A 3520-nucleotide genomic window follows, 5' to 3' on the forward strand; every position below is an offset into this window, starting at 1 on the left:
GGGGAGAGATACTCTATGGCTTTCAGTGAATATCACGCCCTGTGGCTGCAGAACCGGAAAGACCGGGCTGCCCTGAACGATCTGGACAAAAACTCGGTGGACCGGGCCAGAGACTGGCTGAAAGCCGTCAGCTGGAATTCCTACGAAGTGGAACTTGTGGTCCGGGACCTGATCCTGATGGCGGCGGAAGCGGACCGACAGGGGAAGACCCTGCGGGAGACTTTGGGGGATGAAGATGCCTTTTACAGCAATCTGGCAGACTCCATCCAACATGGGAACCTGATTGATTATGTTACCGGGTATTTTGCTTTGCTGACCGCTGCTGTGGGGGCAATCGGTACAGTGATCTTCGCCGTTATGCCGGACAGAGACCCCACGGATGCAGGGATGTTCTTGCTGCAGCTGCTGGGACAGATTCTGGTGGCAACCTTCAGCATCCTGTTGGGGCGGCAGTTTCTGCCGCCGCTCAACAAAGGACACATAGGGGCCAAGATGCTCCTTGCGACGTTGGATCTGGCTGCCCTTGTCTTTGTCTGTACCACCTGGATGTGGAAAGACGCTTTCCGCACCTTTCCGCTTCCGCCCATAGCTGTCTGCTTGTTGCTGCTGGTTTTCGGCCTGCTGCTGCGTTTGTGCCGGGTCGTTCGCTACAATCTCCTGGCCGCCAGACACCCCTGGCGGGAAAACACCCGCGCCTGATCCGCCATTCCCACTTCATCATAAAAGCATGCCCCCGCCGTATTCTTTGCGGCGGGGGCGTTGCTTGTATGTGCTTTTATGATGAAATGGCGGGTTGAAGACTGTTTCAGATGTGCTTCAGGATGGCGTCGCCCATGGCGGTGCAGCCGATTTTGGTGCAGCCCTCCTGCATGATGTCGGCGGTGCGCAGTCCCTCGTCCAGCACGGCGGATACGGCGGCCTCAATTTCGTCCGCTTCCGCCGCCATGCCGAAGCTGTACCGCAGCATCATGGCGGCGGACAGGATGCAGGCGATGGGATTGACCACGTCCTGTCCGGCAATATCGGGGGCGGAACCGTGAATGGGTTCATACAGACCATTGGTGCCTTCGCCCAGACTGGAGGAGGGTACCATGCCGATGCTGCCGGTGATCTCGCTGGCCTCGTCGGACAGAATATCACCGAACATGTTTTCGGTGACGATGACGTCGAACTGGGCCGGGTTCTTGCAGATCTGCATGGCGGCATTGTCCACGAACATCTCGCCGTACTCCACCTCCGGGTACTCGGCGGCCAGACGGTGCATCACCGCCCGCCACAACCGGCTGGTGTCCAGCACGTTGGCTTTGTCCACGCAGGTCAGTTTCTTGCGGCGCTTCATGGCCGTCTCAAAACCGATGCGCCCGATGCGCTCGATCTCGTGCTCGGAGTAGGGCATGGTATCCACAGCGATCTTCTCACCGTTCTCTTCGTAGGTTTTGTGCTCCCCGAAGTACACGCCGCCGATGAGCTCGCGCACCACAATGAAGTCGATGCCCTTGTCGACAATCTCCTGCTTCAGCGGGCTGGCGTCGGACAGCTGGGGCCAGATCTTGGCCGGACGGCTGTTGGAGTACAGTCCCATCCCGGCGCGCAGCCGCAGCAAGCCTTTTTCCGGGCGCTTGTCCCCGGGCATACCCTCCCACTTGGGGCCGCCGATGGCGCCCAGCAGTACACTGTCCGCGGCCAGACATTTGTCCAGCTCGGACTGGGGCAGGGGATCACCGAACTTGTCGATGGCCTCGCCGCCCATGTAGGCGCGGGTGTAGGTGAAGGTGTGGCCGCGCTTGGCGGCAATCTTGTCCAGCACCCGCACCGCTTGGGTGACGATCTCCGGGCTGGAGCAGTCGCCGTAGATGAGCGCAATGTTTTTCTGCATCTTACTTGCCCTCCCGGATGCTGGCCATCAGGCCGCCTTTTTGGATGATGTTCTGGATGAAGGGGGGGAACGGTTCCGCCTGGAAGGTGGCCCCGGTGGTCACGTCGGTGATGACGCCGGTGTCAAAGTCGATGGCCACGGTGTCCCCGTCGGCAATGGCCTCGCTGGCGGCGGGGCATTCCAGAATGGGCAGGCCGATGTTGATGGAATTGCGGTAGAAGATGCGGGCAAAACTCTTGGCGATGACGCAGTCAATGCCCGCAGACTTGATGGCCAGGGGCGCATGCTCCCGGGAGGAGCCGCAGCCGAAGTTCTCGCCGCCCACCATGATGTCGCCCTGCTTCACCTTGGTGACAAAACTCTTGTCAATGTCCTCCATGCAGTGGCTGGCCAGTTCCTTGGCGTCCTGGGTGTTCAGGTAGCGGGCGGGGATGATGACGTCGGTGTCGATGTTGTCCCCGTATTTGTAAACAGTACCCTGTGCTTTCATCTTCAAACCTCCCTCGGGTCGGTGATGTGGCCGGTCAGTGCGCTGGCGGCGGCGGTAGCGGGGCTGGCCAGATAGACTTCGGAATCCACGTGCCCCATACGTCCCACAAAGTTGCGGTTGGTGGTGGAAACACAGCGCTCGCCCTCAGCCAGGATGCCCATGTACCCGCCCAGGCAGGGCCCGCAGGTGGGGGTGGAAACAATGCACCCGGCATCAATGAAATCGGTGGTGTATCCCCGCAGGATGCACTCCTTGTACACGGCCATGGTGGCGGGAATGATGATGGCCCGCACCCCCTTGGCGATGTGGCGGCCCTTCAGGATCTTCCAGGCCGCTTCCATATCCTCCAGACGGCCGTTGGTGCAGGAACCGATGACCACCTGGTCGATGGCAATGTCCTTGCCCTCGCTGGCAGGATGGGTGTTCTCCGGCAGATGGGGATAGGCGACGGTGGGCACCAGGGTGTCCAGGTCGATCTCCACCGTGCGCTCGTACTCGGCGTCCGGGTCGGCTTCGTACTTGAGCCAGGGACGCTGGCTGCGGCCGGTGAGGTAGGCTTCGCAGGTCTCATCCACCGGGAAGATGCCGTTCTTGGCACCGGCCTCAATGGCCATGTTGCAGATGCACAGCCGGTCCTCCATGGTCAGGCTCTTGACGCCCTCGCCCACGAATTCCAGGCTCTTGTACAGCGCCCCCGAAACGCCGATGGTCCCGATGAGGTGCAGGATTACGTCCTTGCCGGAAACAGGAGCTTTCAAGGCGCCTTTCAGCACCACCTTGATGGCGGCGGGCACCTTGAACCAGGCCATGCCGGTGGCCATGCCGGCGGCCATGTCGGTGGAGCCCACACCGGTGGAGAAGGCCCCCACCGCACCGTAGGTGCAGGTATGGCTGTCGGCACCGATGATGCAGTCCCCGGCGGTGACAATGCCCTTTTCGGGCAGCAGGGCATGCTCGATGCCCATGGTGCCCACGTCGTAGAAGTTCAGGATGTCGTACTTGTTGGCGAAATCCCGGCATTTCTTGGACTGCTGGGCGCTCTTGATGTCCTTGTTGGGCACAAAGTGGTCCAGCACGATGTTGACCCGGGTCTTGTCAAAGACCGAGTTGAAACCGGCCTTCTCAAATTCGTTGATGGCCACCGGGGTGGTGAT

4 protein-coding genes are annotated in these 3520 nt (G+C 60.8%); 1 reads left to right on the forward strand and 3 read right to left on the reverse strand.

Translation table 11 applies throughout. The features are described from left to right. Window positions 1–15 precede the first annotated feature (15 nt). Window positions 16–699 (forward strand): hypothetical protein, encoded by a 684-nt coding sequence (locus Q0K17_RS10885; RefSeq protein ID WP_294542932.1) that lies wholly within the window; start codon window positions 16–18, stop codon window positions 697–699. 106 nt (window positions 700–805) lie between these two features. On the opposite strand, the gene leuB is transcribed toward Q0K17_RS10885, so the two are convergent. From leuB to leuC, 3 genes are all read right to left on the reverse strand, one after another. Then, window positions 806–1876 (reverse strand): 3-isopropylmalate dehydrogenase, encoded by a 1071-nt coding sequence (leuB, locus tag Q0K17_RS10890; RefSeq protein WP_294542933.1) that lies wholly within the window; start codon window positions 1874–1876, stop codon window positions 806–808. A gap of 1 nt (window position 1877) precedes the next feature. Beyond that, on the reverse strand, window positions 1878–2366 hold the full coding sequence (gene leuD / locus Q0K17_RS10895; protein WP_294542934.1) for a 3-isopropylmalate dehydratase small subunit: 489 nt from the start codon (window positions 2364–2366) through the stop codon (window positions 1878–1880). Window positions 2367–2368: 2 nt separating this feature from the next. Further along, on the reverse strand, window positions 2369–3520 hold a 1152-nt coding region (leuC, locus tag Q0K17_RS10900; protein ID WP_294542935.1), incomplete at its 5' end, for a 3-isopropylmalate dehydratase large subunit.

This window comes from uncultured Gemmiger sp. (genome assembly GCA_944388105.1).
Lineage (GTDB): Bacteria > Bacillota > Clostridia > Oscillospirales > Ruminococcaceae > Gemmiger.

Excerpts from the sequence above, each read along its gene's own strand:
- leuD (WP_294542934.1), bottom strand. The coding sequence starts at position 2,366 with ATGAAAGCACAGGGTACTGTTTACAAATACGGGGACAACATCGACACC.
- Q0K17_RS10885 (WP_294542932.1), top strand. The coding sequence starts at position 16 with ATGGCTTTCAGTGAATATCACGCCCTGTGGCTGCAGAACCGGAAAGAC.
- leuB (WP_294542933.1), bottom strand. The coding sequence starts at position 1,876 with ATGCAGAAAAACATTGCGCTCATCTACGGCGACTGCTCCAGCCCGGAG.